Consider the following 1,852-nt stretch of genomic DNA (forward strand, 5'->3'; position numbering starts at 1 on the left):
CCCACACCCTGATCTGGAATATTCTGGCGGAAGATCGATCGCAAAGACTTGAAATCTGTTCTAACAATAGTTACACTTCTTTAGAATAGATACACTTTTCAAGGGATAATGTAGGTTGGCTAACTCTTGCACTTAACAGTCGAGATTGTTGGGCTTATATTTTGACCCTGAATATAAAAAGCGTCTAAGTGGACACTAAATTGTCAATAGGAGGAGCGTAGTCAATGGGACTACCTTGGTATCGAGTACACACAGTCGTTCTCAACGACCCGGGCCGTTTAATTTCCGTTCACCTGATGCACACCGCACTGGTAGCGGGTTGGGCTGGCTCCATGGCCCTCTATGAGCTTGCTATTTTTGACCCCAGTGACCCCGTATTAAACCCGATGTGGCGGCAAGGAATGTTCGTGCTGCCCTTCATGGCCCGTTTAGGTGTCACCGGTTCTTGGGGTGGCTGGAGCGTCACTGGCGAAACTGGTGTTGACCCCGGTTTCTGGTCTTTTGAAGGCGTTGCCGCCGCTCATATCGTCTTATCTGGTCTGCTATTCCTAGCGGCCGTTTGGCACTGGGTTTTCTGGGATTTAGAATTATTCGTCGATCCCCGCACGGGCGAATCTGCCCTCGATTTGCCGAAAATGTTCGGTATTCACCTGTTCTTATCTGGTTTACTTTGCTTTGGTTTCGGTGCTTTCCATCAAACAGGCCTTTGGGGTCCTGGGATGTGGGTTTCCGATGCCTACGGTTTAACTGGTCATGTGCAGCCCGTAGCTCCCGAATGGGGACCGGCTGGTTTTAACCCCTTTAACCCCGGGGGTGTGGTAGCTCACCACATTGCCGCGGGTATCGTCGGGATTATCGCCGGTTTATTCCATTTAACCGTTCGTCCCCCCGAAAGACTCTATAAAGCCTTGAGAATGGGTAATATCGAAACGGTGCTTTCTAGCAGTATCGCCGCCGTTTTCTTTGCCGCTTTCGTCGTAGCTGGAACTATGTGGTACGGTAATGCTACCACCCCGATCGAACTCTTTGGCCCGACCCGTTACCAATGGGATAAGGGCTATTTCCAAGAAGAAATTGAGCGTCGCGTCGAGGCCAGCATCGCCAATGGGGCCACCATCGCCGAAGCTTACCAAGCAATCCCCGAAAAACTGGCTTTCTATGATTATGTCGGTAATAGCCCCGCTAAAGGTGGTTTATTCCGTACTGGTGCCATGGATAGCGGTGACGGTATCGCTAAATCTTGGTTAGGACACCCTGTGTTCAAAGATGGCGAAGGTCGCGTCCTGAGCGTGCGTCGGATGCCTAACTTCTTTGAAACCTTCCCCGTTGTCCTGACTGACTCGGAAGGTATCGTTCGCGCTGATATTCCTTTCCGTCGTGCGGAATCGAAACTGAGTATCGAACAAAGTGGTGTTACCGTTTCTTTCTACGGTGGCGCTCTCGATGGTCAGGTGTTCAGCGATCCTGCTGATGTGAAGAAATTTGCCCGTAGAGCGCAACTCGGTGAAGCTTTCGAGTTTGACACCGAAACCCTGAAGTCTGACGGGGTATTCCGCACTTCTCCGAGAGGTTGGTTTACTTTCGGTCATGCTGTCTTTGCTTTACTATTCTTCTTCGGTCACATCTGGCACGGTTCTCGTACCATCTACCGCGACGTATTCGCCGGGGTCGATCCGGATCTGGAAGAACAAGTGGAATTCGGTTTATTCCAAAAATTGGGTGATCTTAGCACTCGTAAACAAGAGGTTTAGTTTTAGCTAAATCATCCATATAAAAAAAGGAGTCAAGTCTTTGACTCCTTTTTTTTGTTAATCACACTATTAAAAACGGATTTAGACTAATACCATTTTTC

At 49.1% G+C, this 1,852-nt stretch carries 1 protein-coding gene; it reads left to right on the forward strand.

Going from position 1 to position 1,852, the window contains the following annotated elements; genetic code table 11:
* The first annotated feature begins 224 nt into the window (after positions 1 to 224).
* Positions 225 to 1,751, forward strand: coding sequence for a photosystem II chlorophyll-binding protein CP47 (gene psbB, locus IQ242_RS23825; protein WP_002749271.1), 1,527 nt, complete (start codon positions 225 to 227; stop codon positions 1,749 to 1,751).
* Positions 1,752 to 1,852: the final 101 nt, after the last annotated feature.

It is taken from the genome of Microcystis sp. LEGE 08355, assembly GCF_015207185.1.
Classification (GTDB): domain Bacteria; phylum Cyanobacteriota; class Cyanobacteriia; order Cyanobacteriales; family Microcystaceae; genus Microcystis; species Microcystis panniformis.